Genomic DNA, 23,464 nt, shown 5'->3' on the forward strand with positions numbered 1-23,464 from the left:
ATGCGCCCAAATATGAAAAAAGCGTTTACGAAAGTCGGCAGGCTGAATTGGTCTGCGATACTTGGTGTGGGCTTTTTTCTAGGTGTATTGATTTTTCTAGTACGCAGTGTGTTTTGGGTCAGCGACTGGTTGGTCGAGCACAGAGATGCACAGATTAAAACGTTAACCGTGTTGGGAGATCCTTTTTACACTGAGGAACACGACATTGTTGAAGCGATAAAACGAACAGACTTAACCAGCTTTTTTCAGTTAAATGTGAAAGCGGTTCAGGCTGCTGTTAAGGATTTACCTTGGGTTGCATCTGTGTCGGTGCGTAAGCAGTGGCCTGATACAATTCAGGTTTATGTTGTTGAGCATAAACCTGTCGCATTTTGGAATAGTGATTCACTACTGAATGCGGATGGCGTCATATTTCAAGCTGATAGCACTAAGCTATCTACTAACTTACCTCAGTTATATGGTCCAGAGGGAAGTGAAGGTGAAGCTTGGGAAACGTTTTTGCAATTGAAGGCCATGTTGGCAGTCAATTCATTTGAATTAACTAGTTTGGCGCTTTCCGAGCGGTTTGCTTGGCAGCTATGGCTAAAAAATGGCATCGAACTAAATTTAGGCAGAGAAGAAAAAGCAAAGAGAGTGCAAAGGTTCATTGACGTGTATCCGCTTTTAAAAAGACCCGAAGGTGCACTGCTTGATGTGATCGATTTGCGTTATGATACAGGGCTGGCGGTAAGTTGGAGATACCCCCAGGTACATGAGAAAAAAGAAAAGAGTAAAGCATGACCAAGTCAGCAGAAAGAAACTTAGTGATAGGACTCGATGTAGGTACTGCAAAAGTAGTTGCTACTGTCGGTGAGATCACATCCGATAATCAATTAAGTATTGTTGGCGTTGGTAACCAAGTTGCGCACGGTATGGATAAGGGCGGAGTCAACGATCTTAATTTGGTATCTGATTCGATTAAACGTGCAATTGATGAAGCCGAATTAATGGCGGATTGCAGAATTAGCTCGGTGTATCTGGGTATTTCGGGTAAACATATTCAATGCCAAAACGAAAGTGGCGTAGTGGCAATTAATAACACAGAAGTCACAGATGATGATATTGCAAATGTTATCCATATTGCTCGGTCTGTGCCTATTTCGGCTGAGCGTAAAATGCTGCATTCGTTGCCACAAGAGTACAGCATTGATATGCAAGAGGGGATCAAAAACCCACTTGGTATGAGTGGAGTAAGGATGGAAGCGAAAGCGCATATTATTACTTGCTCCAATGACATGGCCAAGAATATAGAAAAGTGCGTAGAGCGATGCGGGCTTGAAGTTGACCAGCTTACCTTTACGGCCTTAGCTTCTTGTTATTCTGTTTTGACAGAAGATGAAAAAGAACTGGGGGCGGCTGTAGTCGATATCGGCGGCGGCACTATGGATATTGCCATTTATGTAAATGGCGCGCTGCGTCATACAGCAGTAATTCCTGTTGCTGGTAACCAAGTTACCGGAGATATTGCAAAAATATTTAGAACGCCACTCTCACATGCTGAGTCTTTGAAGGTACAATACGCGTTTGCTAGCAGTCAAATGGCCAGTGTTGAAGAAACAATTGAAGTGCCAAGCGTTGGTGGTCGTCCCTCTCGGATCATGTCTCGTCATACCTTATCAGAGGTAGTTGAGCCGAGATTTAGAGAACTATTTGAGTTAGTTCAAGAAGAAATTCGTCGCTCTGGTTTTGAAGACCAAATTGCGGCAGGTGTTGTCATGACTGGTGGCAGCGCCAAAATGAAAGGGGCTTTGGAAGTTGCAGAAGACATCTTTCAAATGCCCGTAAGGATAGGAAAGCCTGTTGGGATCACAGGATTAACAGATTATGTTGATGATCCGGCATATGCTACAGCGGTAGGTTTGTTACAATACGGCCGTACGCTGCAAGCCAAAAATGCACAAAAGGCGAAAGTAGATGCCGAAGAAGGTTGGTGGAGCCGAGTAACTAAATGGTTTCAAGGTGAGTTTTAAAGCTCAAGTCGGAGAGTGAAGATGTTTGATATTATGGAGCAACACGGCGAAGAAGCCGTAATTAAAGTAATTGGTGTTGGCGGCGGCGGTGGCAACGCCGTTGAGCATATGGTAAAGCAAGAAATAGAAGGTGTACGCTTCATTGTTGCCAACACTGACGCGCAAGCGTTAAGAAAGTCATCTGCGGATGTCACTGTCCAGCTTGGTACGCAAATTACCCAAGGTTTAGGGGCGGGTGCTAATCCAGAAGTTGGTAAAAGTGCAGCCGAAGAAGATGTTGAAACGATTAAGGCGAGCCTTGAAGGTGCTGATATGGTCTTTATCGCCGCAGGTATGGGTGGCGGTACAGGTACTGGTGCTGCACCTGTGGTTGCGCGTGTCGCCAAAGAGCTGGGGATCTTGACCGTTGCCGTCGTTACGCGCCCTTTTGACTTGGAAGGTAAAAAGCGTATGGCTGCAGCTGATCATGGGATCGGTGAATTGTCTGAAATTGTAGATTCACTTATTACAATTCCTAACAACAAGTTACTGAAAGTACTTGGCAAAGGAACTACATTATTAGACGCATTTGCAAAAGCTAACGACGTTCTTTATGGCGCGGTGCAAGGCATTGCAGAATTAATTACCCGTTCAGGTCTAATTAATGTCGACTTTGCTGATGTAAGAACGGTAATGTCGGCAATGGGTACTGCGATGATGGGTACCGCAGCAGCATCTGGTCCAGATCGCGCACAAGAAGCTGCTGAAGCTGCTATTTCAAGTCCGCTGCTTGAAGATGTGGATTTGACAGGTGCAAAAGGTATTTTGGTTAATATTACCGCTGGTATGGATATCACCATTGAAGAGTTTGAAGTGGTGGGTAACCACGTCAAGGCACTGGCGTCTGAAAATGCGACAGTGGTGGTAGGTGCAGTTATTGATCCTGAAATGAGTGACGAATTACGCGTTACTGTTGTGGCCACGGGCCTTGGTGGCGAACGTAAACCTCAGTTTGGCATTGTTGATAAAGGCATTCAAGGTCTTGCTGGACAAGCTGCAACAGGAACTCATGGCCCAAGTCATACTAACGATGACTTTGTGCCAAGCTTTGGCGGTGCGGGCAATAAGCCTGTTGAATCACAGCCCAGCAGTGATACAGGTGCAGGGTTTAGCGCAGAGCCCAACACAATACAGACCAAAGAGACAATTAAAACGACTGAGCAACCAAAAGAAACTGGTGAAAAAGAAAAAGGTGACTATTTCGATATCCCAGCATTTTTGAGAAAGCAGTCAGACTAGGGTAAAAAATGACCGATTGGCAAGGGGTGTTATATGTGATACACTCCGCGGTCTATCTAACTTAAAGTGGGCGAATATATGATTAAACAACGTACAATTGCAGAAGTTGTTAAAGCCACAGGTGTAGGTTTACACAAAGGTGAAAAGGTCACGATCACTCTCCGACCTGCGAGCGCAAATACGGGCATTGTATTTCGTCGCGTAGATCTAGACCCTGTTGTCGATTTCGAGACAACTCCTGAAGCTGTGGGTGATACGCAATTGTGTACTTGTTTAACTAATAAAGATGGTGTTCGCCTTTCTACGACTGAGCATTTAATTGCGGCGGTCGCAGCTTTGGGCATCGATAATCTTATCGTTGAACTAGACAGTGCCGAAGTACCAATTATGGATGGTAGTGCATTACCATTTATATACTTGATACAAAAAGGCGGTATTGCTGAGTTAAATGTAGCGAAACGATTCATACGTATCAAAGAAACTGTACGTGTTGAAGACGGTGACAAATGGGCCGAAATCGAGCCGTACGATGGATTCCATATCGATTTTGAAATTGCATTTGATCACCCTGCAATTAATGCAAGTCGTCAACGCATTGGTCTAGATATTACTGCACAAAGCTTCACGCAGGAAATCAGTCGCGCGCGTACTTTCGGTTTTATGAAAGACATTGAGTATATGCATGCTAATAATCTGGCACTTGGCGGTAGCATGGATAATGCTGTTGTGTTAGATGACTTTAAAGTGCTTAACCCAAATGGTCTGCGTTACAAAGATGAGTTTGTAAAACACAAAATACTAGACTGTGTGGGTGATTTGTTTATGACGGGTCACAACATTTTAGGTAAGGTGACATGTTATAAGTCTGGTCACGGTCTAAACAATAAACTACTGCGCGAAGTTATGGCAAATGAACAAGCGTGGGAGTGGGTTAGCTTTGACGAGCCAGTCACCATGCCAGCACCTGGTTTGGAAGCTGGACAACAAACAGCAACAGCATAAAAAAATGACGCGAAAGCGTCATTTTTTTTAGCTATTGCCTCACAACTATTTACTGGCGTGTTTTGCCAATTTTAAAAGTTTTTCTTTTAGCCCTGCAGGTGCATTGTCGGCCAGCATTGTGAGTTGCTGTGCAGTAGACTCGCTCAAACGGTGCTGTTGGGTAGGCGGCTTTTTCGGCTCGACGACACGTTGTGATAACCGCTGTTGAGCCTCTGGGGTAGCGGTGATTTTCACTTGACTGCAATCATGAAAGCCTGATTGCCTGAACTCCGACAAGATTTCCATTTTGAGATATCCAAGGCGAGTAGCCAATGTTGCAGAAGCGGCTTCGATATGTAAAGTACCTTGACTGTAGTTAGATACACGGCACTTTTTACTTAGAATTGGACCCAGTGCCTTATTCAAGGGAGCTTGTAACGCTGCAATGTCTTGTGCTTTTTCGACATAGTTGGATAATTTGTTAGACCACTTAGGTGCCAACTCAGAGAGCGATTTAGGGTCAAATCTATTTTTAGCCATACCGTCTCCTCTATTTGAACATAGTGTATGATTTGCGCTTATTCAGCTTTATACCTAGCAAAGAGCATTGCAATATCTCTACCTGTTCTATTTTACCTTAATTTTACGCTAGGGTAATGCTTAGTCGCATCTGAAATGTCGATATCTAATATAGGAGAGCCTTGTTCTGTGTATTCGACTTGAAGTTTAGAGCGACTATCCCCATATCTGCATAATTGACAAACAATACCGTCATATCTGAAGGATATTATAGAGTGACCATATGCGTAATTACGTGTATTCTGAACCCCCCTTGCGATAGACATGTTATTAAATAGGAACAGTTTTCGCTTAGGTGGTTTGCAGATGCGCATAGTCTGGTATGATAGGGTATAAAATTAACTCGGCACACAGCACAAATTCGACTTTGTCGCCAACAGGACTTAGTAAGCCTTTTGGGAATACGCGAATGCACGGGCTTACAAACATAAGATTGAAATGGTTTAAACATGATAACTAAAATTTTTACCAAGATTTTTGGTAGCCGTAACGACCGGATGATCAAAAATTTACGCAAAACGGTCGCTTTAGTTAATGCTTTGGAAGAGCAGTATAGCAAGCTATCTGATGAACAACTAAAAGCAAAAACAGCAGAGTTTAGACAAAGATTTGAGCAAGGAACCAGCTTAGACGAATTACTTCCTGAAGCATTCGCTACTGTTCGTGAGGCCTCAAAACGCGTCTTTGAAATGCGTCATTTCGACGTGCAAATGATAGGTGGTATGGTTTTGCATCAAGGCCGTATTTCTGAGATGCGTACTGGTGAAGGTAAAACACTGACAGCAACCTTACCTGCATACCTCAATGGTTTAACAGGTAAAGGCGTCCACGTGATCACCGTGAATGATTACCTGGCAAAGCGTGATGCTGAAAATAATCGCCCGCTATTTGAATTTTTAGGTTTGAGTGTAGGCTGTAATATTCCAGGTATGATGCCAGCACAGAAAAAAGAAGCTTATGCCGCTGATATCACGTACGGCACCAACAACGAGTTTGGTTTCGATTATTTACGTGACAACATGGCGTTTAGCATTGAAGAGCGTGTACAGCGCCCACTGCATTATGCGGTTGTGGATGAAGTTGACTCGATCTTAATTGATGAGGCAAGAACACCACTGATCATTTCAGGTCCGGCAGAAGATAGCTCTGAACTTTACACCCAGATCAACAAAATTGTCCCTGAACTTATTCAACAAGAAAAAGAAGATGAAGAAGGCGTTGAAGGTGATGGTGATTACACAATTGATGAAAAATCAAAGCAAGCCCATTTAACCGAGCGTGGTCAAGTTAAAGTCGAAGAGCTGTTGATTAAGCACAGCTTGATTGAAGAAGACGATTCTTTGTATTCAGCAGGTAACATCACATTATTAAGCCATGTTTATGCGGCGCTACGTGCACATAAGTTGTATCAGAAAGATGTCGATTATGTGGTCAAAGACAATGAAGTAATTATTGTTGATGAACACACGGGTCGTACAATGGAAGGCCGCCGTTGGTCAGAAGGCCTACACCAAGCTGTAGAAGCCAAAGAAGGCGTTCGTATTCAAAATGAAAACCAAACTCTTGCTTCGATCACATTCCAAAATTACTTCCGTCTGTATGACAAATTATCAGGTATGACCGGGACAGCAGATACTGAAGCATTTGAATTTCAGTCAATCTATGGCTTAGACACTGTAGTTATCCCAACCAATAAACCGATGATACGTGATGATCGTGCAGATTTGGTTTACCTGACTCAAGAAGAAAAGTTTGAAGCAATTTTAGCCGATATTAGAGATTGCCAAAAGCGAGGGCAGCCTGTTCTTGTTGGTACTATTTCAATTGAAAGTTCTGAATATCTATCTCACTTTTTACGTAAAGAAAAGATTGAGCACAATGTACTTAATGCTAAGTTCCATGCGCAAGAAGCTGACATCATTGCTGATGCCGGTTTACCGGGGAATGTTACAATCGCTACAAACATGGCGGGCCGTGGTACGGATATCGTACTAGGTGGTAACTGGCAAAATGATATTGCAAAAATTGACAACCCAAGTGAAGAACAAATATCAGAAGCAAAAACAAAATGGAAAGAGCTTCACGATAAAGTATTAGAAGCTGGTGGTTTACATATCATTGGTACTGAGCGCCATGAATCGCGACGTATTGATAATCAGCTACGTGGTCGTTCTGGTCGTCAGGGGGATGCAGGTTCAAGCCGTTTCTACCTGTCTATGGATGATGCATTAATGCGTATTTTTGCTGGTGAGCGTATGACAACCATGATGCGCAAACTTGGCATGCAACGTGGCGAAGCAATTGAGCACCCATGGGTAAACCGTGCAATAGAAAACGCACAACGCAAAGTAGAAGCGCGTAACTTTGATATTCGTAAGCAGTTACTAGAATACGATGATGTTGCCAACGATCAGCGTCGAGTTGTCTATGAGCAGCGTAATGAGCTACTGGAAGAAGGCGATATCTCAGAAACAGTGAATGCGATCCGCAGTGATGTACTCAACGGTACGATTGATCGCTTTATTCCACCGCAAAGCTTAGCTGAAATGTGGGATATCCCAGGTTTAGAAGAGCGCTTAAAAGCCGACCTACTATTGGACTTACCAATTGGTAAATGGCTTGAAGAAGACAGCAAATTGTATGAAGAGTCACTACGTGAGCGTATCATCGAAGAGGCCGAAACTGCATACAAGCAAAAAGAAGAACAAGTTGGTGTTGAAGTACTGCGGCATTTTGAAAAAGCAGTCATGCTACAAAGCTTGGATCAACATTGGAAGGATCACTTGGCTGCAATGGATCACCTGCGTCAAGGTATTCACCTACGTGGTTATGCACAGAAAAATCCTAAGCAAGAGTATAAACGTGAGTCATTTGAACTGTTCTCTAATATGCTTGAAACGCTTAAAGTTGATGTGGTTGGTGTACTGAGCAAAGTACAGGTGCGTGCCGAAGAAGATGTTGAGAAAGTTGAAGAGCAGCATCGTCGTAGCGAACAAATGCCAAGACAATATCAGCATGAAGAAGCTGAAAAAGTCGGCGGTGAGGCCCCACAAGGCGCAGCGGTTGCGGCGAGAGCGGAACCTAAAGTTGGCCGTAACGAGCCGTGTCCGTGCGGTTCAGGTAAGAAATATAAGCAGTGTTGCGGTAAACTAAGTTAGGCGCACACTGAATTTAATACAAAAGCGACCTAAAGGTCGCTTTTTTTATGGGGTAAAAAGATGACTAAAAAAGTAGTCAATGTGGCAGTTGGTGTGATTGAAAAACAAGCACAGTACTTTGTCTGTAAGCGAAGTGATGAGCAACATCAAGGTGGACTCTGGGAGTTTCCGGGTGGAAAAGTGGAAGACAATGAAAGTGTTGAGCAGGCGCTTTCAAGAGAGCTCGCCGAGGAAATAGGTATTCAAGTTGAACGCTCGGAGCACTTAGTTACTATTGAACATGATTATGGTGATAAACAAGTCTGTCTTGTTGTACATGTCGTGACAGCGTTCTCTGGTGAAGCCACTGGGCTAGAAGGGCAACCAAGTCAATGGGTCAATTTTGAACAGCTTAAAAAGCTTGATTTCCCATCAGCCAATGTGGCTATTATTGATGCTTTGGCAACGTCAAAATAAGCAGTTACAAATGAATTAAATACCTTGGATTTTAATCTGATTTGCTGCAAGGTATGATTCATATATGATTTAAAAGGAGCCTACATATATGCGTAAAACATTCGCGGCAATTGGTGTGGCACTGGGCCTTGTTGGCTGTAGTGAGCAGCCACAAACAGAGCAAACTCAAGAAATCGTACAGCAACAAACGTTAATTTCGGGCATTGAGCTCGAAAATATAGACTCATCCGTTCGTCCTCAAGATGATTTTTATAGGCATGTAAATGGTAAGTGGTTTGAGAGAACTGAAATCCCTGCTGATAAATCAAATTACGGATCTTTTACTGAGTTAAATGAGAAATCGAAGGCTGCACTCAAGATAATTTTAGAAAAAGCAGCCAACAACCCATCGGCTGCGCCGGGAAGTGACGAATACAAATTGGGTGCATTTTACAAAAGTTATACCGATGAGCTCGCGCGAGAAGAAATCGGTGTTTCGGCGCTTGACGAGTACTTAGAACCAATAAAAGCCTTAAAAAATAAGTCTCAGTTACCGGCACTGATTGCCAAATTGCAATTGCAAGGTGGCACGACTCCCTTTTCCTGGTATGTTCACAATGATGCTAAAAACTCTACCATCAACACTTTGTATCTGTACCAAACAGGCCTAGGGTTACCTGATAGGGATTTTTACCTGACAGAATCTGAGAAATTCAGCAAAACAAAAGCGGCATATCAAATTTATATTACCAATATTTTATTTGAGTTTGGATACAATGAGCAGCAATCTGAACAAGCCGCAAAGCAGATATTGGAACTAGAGACGAAAATAGCACAGGCACAATGGAGCCGTGTCGATAGCCGTGATGCATCAAAAACATATAATAAACTTAATGTCGGTGAACTAAACCAGCAAATGGCTGGGTTTGATGTTGTGGATTATTTCGAGGCTCTGGGCATTAATATTGAGGAGTTGGTTGTCTCTCAACCTTCATATTTTACCCAATTAGCAAACATCATTCAAAACACTGACGTTGAAGTTTGGCGTGCATATTTGACTTTCCATTTTGTGAGCAACTTTGCAGATCTACTCGAGCGCAAGTTAGTGGATTTGCACTTTGGCTTTTATGGAAAGACGTTACGCGGTTTGGAAGCACAATCGCCAATGTGGAAAAAGGCTGCGGATGCCAGCAATGATGTGTTAGGTGAGTTACTCGGCAAAATTTATGTTAAAGAGCACTTTCCGCCAGAGGCCAAAGCTCGAATGCGCGAAATGGTTGACAATTTGATTCTTGGCTTTGATAAATCAATTGATGACTTGGACTGGATGAGCGCAGAAACAAAAGTTGCTGCAAAAGCGAAGCTCAAAAAGTTCACACCTAAAATTGGCTATCCAGACAAGTGGCGTGACTACTCCAAGCTGGAAATCAATGCGGATGACTTGGTGGGTAACTATGTTCGTTATAACCAGTGGTCATATCAAGCAATGATCGATGAGGTCGGAAAACCTGTAGATCGTTCAAGGTGGTACATGACGCCGCAAACAGTGAACGCCTATTACAATCCAGTAAATAATGAAATCGTGTTTCCTGCAGCAATTTTACAACCGCCATTTTTCAATTTAGAGGCGGATGATGCCGTAAATTATGGTGCGATTGGCGCAGTAATTGGCCATGAGATTGGCCACGGTTTTGATGACCAAGGCGCTAAGTATGATGGCGATGGAAACTTAAGAAACTGGTGGAGTGATAATGATTTATCACAGTTTGAGGCCCGTGGAAAACAATTGATTGATCAGTTTAATGGGTATAAGCCTTTCGACGATGCCCATGTTAATGGCGAGCTGACTCTCGGCGAAAACATAGGTGATTTAGGAGGCTTAACTGTTGCTTATAAAGCTTATAAATTGTCTTTGCAAGGTAAAGAGGCCCCTGAGATTGATGGGTATACCGGCTCACAGCGATTCTTTATGGGTTGGGGGCAGATTTGGCGCAGAGAATACCGTGACGAAGAGCTCAGAAACCGCTTAATGACAGACTCTCACTCGCCTAGTGAATATCGCGTTATCGGTATTTTATCTAATATGCCGCAGTTTCATGAAGCCTTTGATGTGAAAGAAGGTGACGGTATGTACATAAAGCCAGATGAACGAGTAAAGATCTGGTAATTCTAAGTACCGTTAATAAAAGCCCGCTACAAGTAAATCTTGAGCGGGTTTTTTTGTGGAATAAACGGGCTTTTATAAAATTTGATAGCGCTGTCATTTTTTCTTCGATATGATGAAAAGCTAACAATAAGTTGGTTAGTATTATTCCCTTGAGTCGCGTCAATCGTCTGCAGTAACGCTATACCATAAAGTCGTATAATTCAGTATGCGCGGCAGCGACGAGTAGCTTTTGCTAGAATGTGGTTTCAAGGAATAGCCTTTAGGAGCGAATATGAATCTACGAAAAAACATGCTGGCGCATATGTTTGCGACGACCCTGATCACGTCCTCGTGGGGGGCGAGCGCAATGCTCTCTCAATCACAGCTTGATGCCTTTGCTAAAGACACGCAACTCACTTTCGCGGTAGAAAATAACTTTCATGGTGGTGCTGGCAGTTTTATCGGCTCCATCTCTTTAAAAAACAACTCGAAAATCGCACTACCTAAAGGTGAAAGCGATTGGCAGATTTATGTGCATTCGGTGAGAAAAATTAAGACCTTGGCGTCAGCAGGTTTACGTATTGAACATGTCAATGGAGACTTACATCGTTTTGTTCCTACACCGGAATTTGCGGGGTTAGCTGCAAATGGCTCCTTGAAGATCGAATTTGAGGCTGGCGCGTGGATTGCCGCTTATACGGATTTTATGCCTCGCGCATTTATTGTTTCGGGTCAATCACTACCAGTTGTGTTCGCTAATACTGATACAGAAGACATGCTGGCATTTGTTGCCCCCATCGAACGTGACAATCAGCTAAAAAGGCATAATGAGCCGCTTGATTACTCTCCGATTGCCAATGCCGCTTGGCGCTATGAGCACAATCAGCACAGTGTCAAAGTAAATAGAGAAGCGGCACTAAAGCGAATTATCCCTAAACCTCAGAATGTTGATTTTAATCGCGGCGTTGCTGAGTTAAATGGGCAGTGGCAAATTAGGTTTGCGGGCAGACTGAAGTCAGAAGTGAGCGTCTTCCAAGAGGACCTTTCTGAATTTGGATTAAAATTAGATGCCAAAGCAGATCATATTCCAACTGGTGAATCTCCAACTATCTATTTGAAAGTCGAATCAGAGCAGGGACGATATGAAAGTCGTTCTGGGAGCTACAAACTAGAAATTGATGACGATAAAATTGAGATTATCGGTGTTGATAATGCTGGTGTATTTTATGGCATACAAAGTCTGTTGGCATTGCTATCAAAAGAGTCGAATGGCGGGGTAACTGCGCCAAACGTTGAAATTGAAGATACGCCGAGATATGACTGGCGAGGTATGCATTATGATAATGCGCGAAACTACCACGGCAAAGACGCATTATTTAAACTTGTTGAGCAAATGGCACGTTATAAACTCAATAAGTTTCATTGGCACTTTTCTGACGATGAAGGCTGGCGATTAGAGATCCCGGGTTTACCTGAGTTGTCAGAAATAGGCGGATATCGCTGTTTTGACTTAGAAGAGCGTCAATGTTTGCTAACCCAACTAGGCACAGGTCCATTCAAGTCAGGATCAGGTAACGGCTATTTATCGCGAGAAGATTTCGTTGAACTCCTCAAATTTGCTAAAGCTAGGCATATCGACATAATTCCAGAGATAGAAGGACCTGGTCACGCTCGAGCAGCTATTATTGCGATGGAAGCGAGATATCACACGTTAATGGAGCAGGGTAAAGAAGCTGACGCGCGTGCGTTCTTATTAAGCGACCCTGAAGATAAGTCTGAGTACTTAACTGTTCAAAATTACACAGATAATTCATTCAATGTCTGTATGGATTCTACTTATGCATTCATAGAGAAAGTGACTTATGAATTGCAAGGTATGTATCGTGAAGCTGGCACCCGACTGGAGAATTTGCACTTTGGTGGTGATGAAGTTGGCGCGGGCTCTTGGACCCAGTCACCAGCTTGCGATGCTCTGTTTAAAGACGCTAACAACGGCATTGCTGGCCCTGCGGATTTAAAGCCTTATTTTACGCAACGCATCGCAAAGATCTTTGCTAAGCGTGGTATCGCACCGGGTGCGTGGGAAGATGGTTTAATGTATGACAGAGTGAATCCATTTAAGCGTGATGAGTTTCCAAATCAAGTGTTTACTGCCAATGTGTGGGATAACATCTGGGAATGGGGTGTGGCAGACAGGGCATATCGTTTAGCTAATGATGGATATCAAGTTGTACTATCTCATGGTACGCATCTTTACTTCGATCACCCGTATGAGGCGCATCCTGAAGAGCGCGGGTACTATTGGGCTGCAAGGTACACAGATACTAAGAAAGCATTCGGCTACATGCCTGATGATGTATATGCCAATGCTGATTTCACGCGTAATGGTGAAGCAATTGACAACCTTGAAGCGCTAGTTGGTAGGCCGTTACCTAAATTAGAAAAACCGCAAAATATTCTAGGTATGCAAGGGCAGGTATGGACAGAAACCATTCGCACGGAAGAGCAGGTGATGGCGATGATATTCCCGCGTTTACTTACTGTTGCTGAACGTGCTTGGCACAAAGCAAGCTGGGAAGGTGAGCTGCCAAATGAAAAATTGCGCGCAGCAGATTGGCAAGAGTTTTCAGCGACACTGGCACTTAAAGAGTTAGATAAACTAGTTGCGTCAGGTGTCAATGTGAATTTACCAGTCCCAGGTGCGGTAATTGAAGGTGGTAAGTTACTAGCAAATAGCGCGTTTTCTTTCTTGACCATAGAAGTGAGCCAAGATGCAGGTAAAACATGGCAAACTTATACAGGTCCGATGACGGTTTCAAAGCCATCTGATATTCGTTTGAGAACGGCATTAGCTGGTAAAAAATACAGCCGAATTACAGGTTTAGAGTAATTTAATTGGGTCTTTTGGAATTAATTAGGGGCGTTTGCCCCTTTTTTAAATCCAGAATAGTATAATTTCTAACTAGAAATACGTGTAAAATTAACGTAAAGTTAAATGTCAGCGCTGTCATTTTGTTGCATTAGTTGTTTTTTGTATTCAACATCAGCTGAGCAGCGCGGCTATAAACCATGAATAATGGGTATAACAAAAACACATATCGTGTGCTTGTGGCTTAAGAGTCGTGAGTACAACTTGTCATAAGATTTTATTGCAACAAGAAGAGTATTATGGAAGCAACAGTGGATATGAATGAAAAAGCGAAGCAGAGTGTCTGGTTGCCGATGACGCTGGCTGGTTCTATGTTTTTTATATTAGGGTGCATAACCTGGCTAAATGGTGCAATCACACCTTTTTTACAGCAAATGCTTGAGCTATCACCTTTACAAGCGTCATTTATTATATCGTCATTTTATATTGCGGTAACAATTGCAGGTATCCCTTCTGCGATGGTGATCAAAAAGGTGGGCTATAAAAATGGCATGGCTGTGGGTTGTGTGATTATGGCTCTGTCTGCGCTTCTTTATATTCCTGCGGCAAAAATGCAGGCGATTGAAGTATTCCTTTTAGCCCAGCTATTGATTGGTGTTGGTCAAACTGTGCTACAAACTGCGGTGAATCCCTATGTGGTAAAAATGGGATCTGAAAAATCAGCAGCTGTGCGCGTATGTATTATGGGCTTATTAAATAAGTCAGCTGGCGTGATTGTCCCAATTGTATTTGCAGCTGTTGTGGTTAGCGGTGTTGTAAATGGTGGTGAGAGCTTGTCTCAAGAACAGAAAGACGCAATGGCAAACAGCCTGATAGCACCATACTTGGCGATTGCTGGTTTGATATTCTTGTTTGCGCTTTTCGCAAAATTTGCGCCACTACCTGATTTGGTTTTCGAAGAAGAGAGTAAAACATCTAAAGGTGAATTGAGAGAAGCACTTCAGCATCCTCATCTTGTACTGGGTGTTGTAGGTATTGCTTTATATGTTGCTGTTGAAGTGATCGCAGCAGATACAATAGGCTCTTACGCGTTACATTTAGGTATTGCAGATTATTCAATTATGACATCCTATACTATGGGCTGTATGTTGTTAGGCTACGCGATCGGTATTGTATTGATACCGCGTTTTATGTCTCAGCAAAGTGCGCTGGTGATGTCTGGCATAGCAGGTATTATTACCGTATTGGCTGTTGTAATGGGTGACAACAACTCTTTTGCAATTTCTAACCTATTGTTAGTGCCTTTTGGTGGACCTCAGCTGCCAGATCCGCTATTGTGTATCGCATTACTTGGTTTTGCTAACGCCATGGTATGGCCAGCAATTTGGCCTCTGGCTTTAGATGGTCTAGGGCGATTAACTGGTACAGCCTCTGGTTTATTGATCATGGGTATTGCCGGTGGTGCTTTAGGTCCACTATTGATTGGTTTAGGGAATGTTGCAGGTTTAGGTGCGCAAGGTGCATATAGCCTGATGATCCCAAGTTATATATTTATACTATTCTATGCTTTGAAAGGTCATAAGATGAGAAGCTGGAAATAAGTGAACAGAATTTCTATTTATAAGTAGAAATAATCCCGTGTGTAATGCCACCTAGCTTTAGGTGGCATTTTTTGTTTTAAACTTCCTATCAAAGCTTAAAGATGCGAATTCACTCATAATTGGAGTGAGCTGCCAAGGGGTCCTGTAAGCTTGCGAGTAGAACTCTACCCTTTTAGAACCATATATCGAAAGCGCGTACTCAAAATGCGCTAGAGAAGCTGTGCTGTGAAGGATTATCGTATAAGTGAGTGGGTTTGAATGAAACAATCGTCGCAACGCAAATCCAATGCACAGAAGATATGTCAGTGTGAATCACAACGTTGAAAAGATGTTTTTATATTTTTTAGGGATGTTTTTGAATTATTTTAGATTACACGATAAAAGAAGGGGAGATGGGGCGACTGATGGGGCTCGAACCCACGACAACCGGAATCACAATCCAGGGCTCTACCAACTGAGCTACAGCCGCCACAATGTTTCGTGTAACACCTCTTGGGTGTGGCGCGCATATTACAGAACTTTTCATTTAATGCAAAGCCTTTTTTTATTTTTTTGAAGATTTTTGTCGGTTTGGGGAAAATTTCCACATTGTGACTAATATTTATACCTGTTGTTAATGGTTGTACAAAAATCTCGGTAACAGGAAACTTTATGGACATATTATTCGATTGGTTCAATAACAATTCAGATTTGGTTATGCACTATATACTCCAAGGTCTGCTCGCCTTACTCATCTTCTTTATAGGGCTCAGAGTTACACGCTTTTTATCGAGCTTAACTGAAAAGGCAATTTGCAATCGGAAGGTAGATAAAGCAGTTGGTGTGTTTTTATCGAATATTGTCTACGCATTAGGTTTTGTCGCTACGCTACTGATGGCATTGTCACAGGTTGGAGTTGAAACCACGTCTTTCATTGCTATTTTAGGTGCAGCAGGTTTGGCTGTTGGTTTAGCGTTGCAGGGTTCATTATCTAATTTTGCCTCTGGAGTGCTCATCATTATTCTGAGGCCTTTTAAGTCGGGTGATTATATTGATGCTGGCGGTCAATCCGGCAGTGTTAGGAAGATTGAAATCTTTTCTACAGAATTGATTACGCCTGACAACAAAGTCATTATAATACCCAATTCTTCAGTTATGTCTGGCGCGATAGTAAACTATTCCAGAGAGTTGACCAGACGTATCGATTTAGTCATTGGGGTTAGTTATGATGCCGACCTCAAGCAGGTTAAATCAGTGTTAGAAGGGGTCCTGACAAGTGAATCTCGAATCTTGAATGACCCAAGCTATACTGTGGCCGTGTTAGAGTTGGGAGACTCTAGTGTAAACTTTGCTGTTCGACCATGGGTGAACACCGGTGACTACTGGCCAACGTATTTCGATTTGCTTGAAAACATTAAAAATGCATTAGATGATGCACAAATTAATATTCCGTATCCGCAAATGGATGTGCACTTACAAAAAACTGAAAAATAAGGTTGATTTTAGAATGAAATTAAAACTGATCTCTCTGTGTGCATTAGTCGCTATGTCGTCACAGTTAGCAGCTAAAGAAACAAGCTCTGATAGTGTGCCTGCTGAAGAGAAAGAGTGGGATATAACGAGTGAAGTAGGCGCTATTGTGACGAGCGGTAATACGGAAACAACTACTCTAAAAGGTGAAATCAAAGCGAAACATCACTTAGATAATTGGCGCAACGAATATAAAGTCGATGGTATTTTCAAAGAAGATGAAATAGAAAATGAAGATGGCGAAAGAGTAAAAGAGCGTACCAATGAAAAGTACTCTTTATCTGTGCAGGGAAATTACAAGCTAGTTGAGGACCACAGCCATTTGTTTATTTACGGTGCATATGACTCCGATTATTTTGGCGCGTATCGTAGCGAAACAGTATTTTCGGTAGGGTATGGATTGAGACTTGTAAAGCGCAGTGATATGTACCTTGATTTTGAAATTGGGCCGGGTATAAAGCGCTTTGAATATCAAGAAGACAGTACAGAGACTAACAAAGATGGGAAGTCTTTGGCAGGAGAAACGGAGAGTGAAGCGATAGGTGTTGCAAAACTTGATTACGAGTGGACACTGTCTGACAATGCTAAGTTTACCCAAGTAGTGGCAATAGAGTACGGTGATACGAACACAAAGACAGAATCAGAAACTGCACTGCTGGCAAAAGTTAATGGCTCTTTGCAAATGAAAGTGGCCTATAAAATCACTAACAATTCGGAGGTTGACGATGACAAAGAGAAAACGGATACAGAAACATCGTTGACTCTGGTTTACAGTTTTTAACGTGCTGGTACGTTTGATAACAAAGATATGACAAAAAAAAGGGCTTTGGCCCTTTTTTTATTGGTTTGATCTCGTGTAAAATGCGCAGTCTTAAATTTTTGATGTGCTTCAGGGTGTATAAATCAGATGATTCTTAAACGAATATTAGTTTTTGTTTTGCTAAGTTTTAGTGCTATTTCTGTGGCTTTTACGCCTACACCAGAGCAAATTGAACAATTTTCGAAGTTACCTAAAGCGCAACAAGAAGCACTTGCCCGCCAGTATGGTTTTGATGTCTCTAGCCTCAACAACTCAACAGATAAGAATAAAGATTCTGAAGGCTTCAAATCTAGCATTAGACCCCGAAATACTGATGAGGAAGACGTCGAAAAGCAAAAAGATGAATTTGACCCAACTGAAGACCCTTTGACACCATTTGGCTACGAACTGTTTTCTGGTGAGCCAACTTCTTTTGCACCTACTGAAATCGCATCTGTACCATCTGATTACATCATTGGCCGTGGTGACTCTGTAAGTGTAAATCTCTATGGTAAAGAAAGCACTACACATACTTTACTAGTAGACAACGAAGGCAGGTTAACTATTCCGGATTTTTCACCAGTACAAGTAGCTGGCCTGACATATGATGAATTAAAAAAGCTAGTCGCAAATAAAATTGCAAAAGAGGCGATTGGTTTAAATGTATTTATTTCAATGGCTGAATTACGCTCAATGCGTGTAATGGTGGTTGGTGAAGCTTATAAACCAGGTAGCTACACAGTATCTCCTTTATCTACGGTGACGCACGCTCTATATGTTAGTGGTGGACTGACAGAAATCGCAAGCTTACGTAATATTCAAGTAAAACGTGCAGGAAAGACCGTAGCGGTCTTAGATCTATACGATTTACTATTGAATGGTGATACAAGTGGTGATGTTAGTTTACGCTCAGGTGATGTTGTATTTATTCCTTCTGTAGGACCTCAAGTTTCAGTTGAAGGTGCAGTAAAACGTGCTGGCATTTTTGAATTGACCGCGAAGGACGACAAAGAGTCACTTGTTAAAATGTTTGGTGGATTTAAAGAGAATGCGTTTACTAAACGTGTTCAAGTGCGCCGAATCATGAATGGTACTAAAAACCTTGCTGTGTCGGCAGACTTTTCGTCAGAAGATAGCGATTTCGCCCCACAAGGCGGTGACCACTATGTGGTACAAAGTGTTAACGATGAAGTGGTGGATTCAGTCACTTTAATTGGTGCAGTAGTAAGGCCTGGGCTATATGAGTGGCAGTCAGGAATGACTGTAGATCAGCTGTTAAGTAACTTAAAATCAGATTTACTACCTCAAGCTGATTATAGCTATGCGCTAGTGGTCAGGGAAAAGTCTGTTTTAGGTGATGTAGAAGTTATTCAATTTTCTTTAGCTGATGCCTTAAAAAGCAAAAATATGGCATTACAAAAAAATGATGAAATATATATCTTTAGCCGCTTTGAACTGAGAGAGACTGAAGAGCAAGCTCTGGCAAATTTGGCATTAACTGAAGAGCAAAAAATTCAGCAACAAAAAGTTAAGTTGTGGCACTTATTTGAGTATCAAGAGTTTAAAAACAAAGTACAAACTTTTGATGATATTGTACAAATTGAGTTAGAGAAGGCTGAGTTGCTAGAAGATGATTTAGAGCCTCAAGAAGGACAATATGCAACTTTCAGTCGTACAGAATTACTTAAACCTCTATTAAAACGACTTGAGTTTCAAGCTTCGTCATCTGATAAGTCTGCAACCATTGAAGTATTAGGGCAGGTACGTTTCCCTGGTGTATACCCGCTTGCAAAAAATGCGACTGTTGGTAAAGCCATTGATGCTGCCGGTGGTGTATTAGAGTCAGCCTATGCCCAGCGTGCAGAACTTACGCGTTTTATCAACCAGAAAGATCAGCAGTTTAAGCATATTCAAGTCAATTTTAATGAACACGAAGCGCTTGATATAAAGCTGCAAAGCAGAGACACGCTAAACATTCTTATGCAACCAAATTGGCTAAATGGCTATAAGGTAACGGTAGAAGGCGAGGTGCGTTTCCCCGGAACTTATACAGTGAGTCGTGGTGAAACGCTGCAAGATGTTATCAAGCGTGCAGGTGGATTATCTGAATATGCAGAGCCAAAAGCTGCTGTATTCACTCGTGAATCAATTAAAGAGCAAGAGCAGCTTCAACTAGCAAAACTATCCGATGAGCTAAGGAAAGATATCGCTTCTAAAAGCTTCCAAAATTCAATCGGACAGAACAATAGTATTAGCTATGACGAAATGAATATGCTTTTAAAAGATCTTGCTAGTGTTAAAGCAGTTGGTCGATTAGTAATTGATTTACCAAATATACTGGAAAATAAAGACTCTGTTGTTTTACAAGATGGCGATGCTTTATATGTTCCAGGAAAGCAAGATTCTATTTCTATTATTGGCGAAGTTAACTATGCTTCATCTCACTTATTTAAATCAGGTGTAACTATCGATCAATACCTTGAGTTGAGTGGTGGCGTGAAAGACAGAGCGAAAGAAGACCAGATTTATGTCATTAAAGCAAATGGTGCGGTATTTATCCCCAAATCATCAAGTTGGTTTGCTGTAAGTAATGAACATGAATTAGGCCCAGGAGATACTATTGTTGTTCCAATGGATGCCTCTCATATGGATAACCTAACGTTGTGGAGTACAGCAACACAGATCTTTTATCAGTTAGGTGTTGGTGTCGCTGCTATTGCGCGAATATAGGCATTACAGTGTATTCATTTTATAGTTTTTTAAATGTGCAGTGGTTAGAGAGTAGGAATAAGAGATTCAATGGAAACATCTAAATTAAATACTGAAGACGGTTATCAATCTAGATTCGAAAAAGATGAAGTTGATGTTTCTGAACTGTTTACCGTCGTTGCCTCAAGGAAGTGGTTTTTATTTGGCATCACATCGATTTTCGCAGTTTTATCTATTGCGCTATCTTTGTCATTACCAAATATATATAAATCAGAAGTGCTGCTTTCTCCTGCACATGAATCAAAAAGCTCGAACCTTGGTGGGTTAGCAGGTCAACTAGGAGGAATCGCTGGGCTAACCGGGATTTCTTTGGGTGGAGGCGATGATAAAACAACGCTAGCATTAGAAGTTTTAAAGTCGAGACAATTCATTAAGAGTTTCATTGAAAAACATGACTTACTGCCAGATTTAATGGCAGTAAAAGAGTGGGAACAGGGCAAAAATGAAATTGTTTATGACGAAGAGTTATACGATGTTGATAGTAAAACTTGGGTAAGGGATGTTGAGCCGCCAAAGACAGCTAGGCCTTCTCGCCAAGAAGCATATATAGAATTTAAAAAGATCTTTGAGGTCAACGAAGCTAAGGATACTGGTTATGTAACAATCAGTATTGACCATCAATCACCAGAAATTGCACAGCGTTGGGTCGAGCTTCTTGTAATGGAAATTAATCAAACGATTAAAACTATGGATGTTGTTGAAGCTAAGAAAAGTATAAAGTTTTTAGAAGAGCAGCTTTCAAAGAACGATATCGCTGAGCTTAAAACGGTTTTATTTGGCTTAATTGAAGAGCAAGTTAAGACTATTATGTTCTCCGAATCTCGCGCTGAATATGTGTTTAAAACAATAGATCCTGCGATTGTACCTGAGTTGAAGCACTCACCTAAGCGCGCTGTAATCTGTGTCGCAGGTACTGTATTTGGATTTATTGTTGGAATTGTAATTATTCTTATTGGCTTATTTAGAAATGGTCAAAAGGGTTAGGTAAAGGGTTGCACCCTTACTAATTAAACTGAGTGAAGTCTTAGATGGTTTATTTTTTACCTTTTATAACATCTTTCGTTGCTTGCGTTTTAGCCGTTTATTTGGTGTATCCGTTATCTATTAAATATGGGCTAGTCGATTCGCCATGTGCGCGTAAGCAACATAAAGGAGAGATCCCTTTAGTTGGAGGGATTGCAATTTATATAGCCATATTGCTCTCTTCATTACTGTTTTTTAGAGATGACCTTTTAATCGTGTATGTAATATCAAGTACAGCCATACTGATTGTAGGGGTGTTAGACGATAGATTTGAGTTATCGGTAAAGTCACGCATCTTGATCCAAGTAATCGCTGCGCTATTTTTGATCTCACAATCAGGCCTGTACATAGATAGCTTCGGATATATTCTAGGTAACGATTTTGAGTTATATCTTGGCAAGTTTGGCGTGGTTGTTACTGTGATCGCTGTTGTGGGTGCGATCAATGCATTCAATATGGTAGATGGTATTGATGGCCTTGCAGGTATGTTGAGCTTGGTTTCATTCACTTGCTTAGGCTTCCTGTACTATTACACTGGTAGCCAATGGGCTATTTTACCAACTGTATTTATGGCCGCAATCTTGGCGTTCCTTATGTACAATTTGCGTTGGCCCTCTCGCTCAGTGCACAAAATATTTATGGGTGATGCAGGCAGCATGCTTATTGGCTTCACCGTTGTTTGGTTACTTATTGTTGGTGTCGATACGAAAGGAGACGCAGAGGCAATTTTAAAACCTGTCACAGCTTTGTATCTAATAGCTGTTCCATTTATGGATATGGTTGCAATTATGTACAGACGGGTGAAAAAAGGTAAATCTCCGTTTAAACCAGACAGAGAGCATCTGCATCATATTTTTGAACGTATCGGATTCAGCCGTAAAAGGTCGTTACTCTACATTTCCCTAATAGCAATTGTCATCGCAATTGCTGGATGCTTGATGCAAGTCTTAGGTGTACCTGAGTGGGTAATGTTTTCAATATTTTTGTCGCTGTTTTTAATTTACAACTTTGCTTTGATGCATGTATGGAAAATCACGACTTGGGTGAGAAAGCATCGTGATAAACGACTTTCCAAACGTTAGTAAAAGTTAATTTAAGAGATTCAGCATGAAACAAACTCTCAATTTGATTGGCAGAAAAGAAGCATTATTTACTCAAGATATCTTAGCTGCTGAAGAAGAACTAAAAAAAGCAGTATCTACATCTCGGTTTTTGGTGTTAGGTGGTGCAGGTTCAATTGGCCAAGCCGTCACCAAAGAAATATTTAAAAGAAACCCAAAGAAACTTCATGTTGTTGATATTAGTGAAAACAACATGGTGGAGTTGGTTCGTGATATTCGCAGTTCTTTTGGTTATATAGACGGTGACTTTCAAACGTTTGCTCTAGATATTGGTTCAATTGAATATGATGCCTTTATCAAGGCTGATGGCGAGTATGATTATGTTTTAAATCTATCAGCATTGAAACACGTACGCAGTGAAAAAGACCCGTTCACTCTGATGCGTATGATTGATGTAAATGTTTTCAATACAGAGAAGACAATTCAGCAGTCTATTGATAAGGGTGTAAAGAAATACTTCTGTGTATCAACTGATAAAGCTGCAAACCCAGTCAATATGATGGGTGCATCAAAGCGTATCATGGAAATGTTCTTAATGCGTCGCAGTGAAGAGATTGATATTTCTACAGCTCGTTTTGCGAATGTTGCATTTTCTGATGGATCTTTGTTACACGGATTTAATCAGCGTATCGAGAAGAAGCAGCCTATCGTAGCTCCGAGTGATATCAAACGTTATTTTGTTGTACCTCAGGAGTCCGGTGAACTATGTTTAATGTCGTGTATATTCGGTGAAAATAGAGATATCTTCTTCCCTAAATTGAGTGAGTCTTTACACCTTATCACTTTTGCAGATATCGCTGTTAAATACCTCAATGAACGCGGTTATGAACCTTACTTGTGTAAAGACGAAGATGAAGCGCGAGAGCTTGCCAAAACACTACCTGCAGAAGGTAAGTGGCCTTGTTTATTTACTTCAAGTGATACAACTGGTGAGAAAGATTTTGAAGAGTTTTTCACCGATAAAGAAGTGTTGGACATGGAGCGATTCGAAAATCTAGGCATTATCAAAAACGAAGCGCTTTATGACAATGAGCTTTTAGAGTTGTTCGAAAATACTATTGCCAAATATAAGTCAGACAAGCAGTGGAGCAAAGAGGAAATCGTAAAGCTATTCTTTACTATGATCCCTGATTTTGGACATAAAGAAACAGGTAAGTACCTCGACAGCAAAATGTGATTTGGAGCCA

The 23,464-nt window shown here is 41.5% G+C and carries 16 protein-coding genes and 1 tRNA gene; 15 read left to right on the forward strand and 2 right to left on the reverse strand.

Annotated elements, in window-relative coordinates; genetic code table 11:
• The 4 genes from QNM18_RS21180 (at nt 1) to lpxC (ending at nt 4,289) form a co-directional block, all read left to right on the forward strand.
• Entirely contained in the window at nt 1–780 is a 780-nt protein-coding gene (locus QNM18_RS21180) for a cell division protein FtsQ/DivIB (RefSeq protein WP_284138361.1), read from the forward strand.
• Nucleotides 777–2,009: a cell division protein FtsA gene (ftsA, locus tag QNM18_RS21185; RefSeq protein ID WP_023397197.1), complete on the forward strand. Its 1,233-nt coding sequence runs from the start codon at nt 777–779 to the stop codon at nt 2,007–2,009. The genes QNM18_RS21180 and ftsA overlap by 4 nt, the downstream gene beginning before the upstream one ends.
• Before the next feature lie 21 nt (nt 2,010–2,030).
• Nucleotides 2,031–3,287, forward strand: coding sequence for a cell division protein FtsZ (ftsZ, locus tag QNM18_RS21190; RefSeq protein WP_023397196.1), 1,257 nt, complete (start codon nt 2,031–2,033; stop codon nt 3,285–3,287).
• A gap of 78 nt (nt 3,288–3,365) precedes the next feature.
• Nucleotides 3,366–4,289: a UDP-3-O-acyl-N-acetylglucosamine deacetylase gene (gene lpxC / locus QNM18_RS21195; protein ID WP_023397195.1), complete on the forward strand. Its 924-nt coding sequence runs from the start codon at nt 3,366–3,368 to the stop codon at nt 4,287–4,289.
• A 45-nt stretch (nt 4,290–4,334) separates the two neighbouring features.
• On the opposite strand, the gene QNM18_RS21200 is transcribed toward lpxC, so the two are convergent.
• On the reverse strand, nt 4,335–4,808 hold the full coding sequence (locus QNM18_RS21200; RefSeq protein ID WP_211011911.1) for a DciA family protein: 474 nt from the start codon (nt 4,806–4,808) through the stop codon (nt 4,335–4,337).
• 488 nt (nt 4,809–5,296) lie between these two features.
• Between QNM18_RS21200 and secA the strand changes: the two genes are divergently transcribed.
• The 5 genes from secA to nagP all read left to right on the forward strand — a co-directional run bounded on the left by secA (nt 5,297) and on the right by nagP (nt 15,056).
• Nucleotides 5,297–8,005, forward strand: coding sequence for a preprotein translocase subunit SecA (gene secA / locus QNM18_RS21205; RefSeq protein WP_211011912.1), 2,709 nt, complete (start codon nt 5,297–5,299; stop codon nt 8,003–8,005).
• A gap of 60 nt (nt 8,006–8,065) precedes the next feature.
• A complete protein-coding gene (gene mutT / locus QNM18_RS21210) occupies nt 8,066–8,461 on the forward strand; it encodes an 8-oxo-dGTP diphosphatase MutT (protein WP_211011913.1) in 396 nt (131 codons plus the stop codon).
• 88 nt (nt 8,462–8,549) lie between these two features.
• Nucleotides 8,550–10,607 (forward strand): M13 family metallopeptidase, encoded by a 2,058-nt coding sequence (locus QNM18_RS21215; RefSeq protein WP_284138362.1) that lies wholly within the window; start codon nt 8,550–8,552, stop codon nt 10,605–10,607.
• A 271-nt stretch (nt 10,608–10,878) separates the two neighbouring features.
• On the forward strand, nt 10,879–13,476 hold the full coding sequence (locus tag QNM18_RS21220) for a family 20 glycosylhydrolase (RefSeq protein ID WP_417714854.1): 2,598 nt from the start codon (nt 10,879–10,881) through the stop codon (nt 13,474–13,476).
• Nucleotides 13,477–13,754: 278 nt separating this feature from the next.
• The gene (nagP, locus tag QNM18_RS21225) at nt 13,755–15,056 is read left to right on the forward strand and encodes an N-acetylglucosamine MFS transporter NagP (RefSeq protein ID WP_211011916.1); all 1,302 of its coding nucleotides are present in this window, start codon (nt 13,755–13,757) and stop codon (nt 15,054–15,056) included.
• 393 nt (nt 15,057–15,449) lie between these two features.
• On the opposite strand, the gene QNM18_RS21230 is transcribed toward nagP, so the two are convergent.
• Nucleotides 15,450–15,525 (reverse strand) — tRNA-His (locus tag QNM18_RS21230).
• A 182-nt stretch (nt 15,526–15,707) separates the two neighbouring features.
• On the opposite strand from QNM18_RS21230, the gene QNM18_RS21235 reads away from it, so the two are divergent.
• The 6 genes from QNM18_RS21235 (at nt 15,708) to QNM18_RS21260 (ending at nt 23,454) form a co-directional block, all read left to right on the forward strand.
• Entirely contained in the window at nt 15,708–16,529 is an 822-nt protein-coding gene (locus QNM18_RS21235) for a mechanosensitive ion channel family protein (RefSeq protein WP_211011917.1), read from the forward strand.
• A 13-nt stretch (nt 16,530–16,542) separates the two neighbouring features.
• Nucleotides 16,543–17,346: a DUF481 domain-containing protein gene (locus QNM18_RS21240; RefSeq protein ID WP_284138363.1), complete on the forward strand. Its 804-nt coding sequence runs from the start codon at nt 16,543–16,545 to the stop codon at nt 17,344–17,346.
• A 126-nt stretch (nt 17,347–17,472) separates the two neighbouring features.
• Nucleotides 17,473–20,094, forward strand: a complete 2,622-nt coding sequence (locus QNM18_RS21245) for a polysaccharide biosynthesis/export family protein (RefSeq protein ID WP_284138364.1) — start codon at nt 17,473–17,475, stop codon at nt 20,092–20,094.
• Nucleotides 20,095–20,163: 69 nt separating this feature from the next.
• Nucleotides 20,164–21,117, forward strand: coding sequence for a Wzz/FepE/Etk N-terminal domain-containing protein (locus QNM18_RS21250; protein ID WP_284138365.1), 954 nt, complete (start codon nt 20,164–20,166; stop codon nt 21,115–21,117).
• Between the two features lie 44 nt (nt 21,118–21,161).
• Nucleotides 21,162–22,238 (forward strand): UDP-N-acetylglucosamine--undecaprenyl-phosphate N-acetylglucosaminephosphotransferase, encoded by a 1,077-nt coding sequence (gene wecA / locus QNM18_RS21255; RefSeq protein WP_211011921.1) that lies wholly within the window; start codon nt 21,162–21,164, stop codon nt 22,236–22,238.
• 25 nt (nt 22,239–22,263) lie between these two features.
• Nucleotides 22,264–23,454 (forward strand): UDP-N-acetylglucosamine 4,6-dehydratase, encoded by a 1,191-nt coding sequence (locus QNM18_RS21260; RefSeq protein WP_211011922.1) that lies wholly within the window; start codon nt 22,264–22,266, stop codon nt 23,452–23,454.
• Nucleotides 23,455–23,464: the final 10 nt, after the last annotated feature.

The sequence above is a fragment of the Pseudoalteromonas obscura genome (assembly GCF_030135505.1).
Lineage (GTDB): Bacteria > Pseudomonadota > Gammaproteobacteria > Enterobacterales > Alteromonadaceae > Pseudoalteromonas > Pseudoalteromonas obscura.